This window comes from Halorubrum sp. SP9 (assembly GCF_005435015.1).
GTDB lineage: Archaea > Halobacteriota > Halobacteria > Halobacteriales > Haloferacaceae > Halorubrum > Halorubrum sodomense.
In genome coordinates, this window is record NZ_SGXU01000835.1 from 1 (window position 1) to 208 (window position 208).

Genomic DNA, 208 nt, shown 5'->3' on the forward strand with positions numbered 1-208 from the left:
GTCGCCGGCGAGTTCGATGGTTTCCCCGACGAAGCGCTCGGGGTCGGCCAGCGCCATTGCGGCGGTCTTGCCGATGTCCGTCGCGTCGACGATCGCGAGCGGCCTGTCGCCGGACAACGGCATCGAGAGCGTCCCCTCCGAGAGCTCCTCCCCGTGGAAGTGGGCGAAGTTCTGCATGAAGAAGACCGGCCGGATGATGGTGTACTCG

The 208-nt window shown here is 66.8% G+C and carries 1 protein-coding gene; it reads right to left on the reverse strand.

Translation table 11 applies throughout. From position 1 onward, the window contains the following. On the reverse strand, positions 1–198 hold a 198-nt coding region (locus tag EXE45_RS21995; RefSeq protein ID WP_369333775.1), incomplete at its 3' end, for an NmrA family NAD(P)-binding protein. Positions 199–208 lie beyond the last annotated feature (10 nt).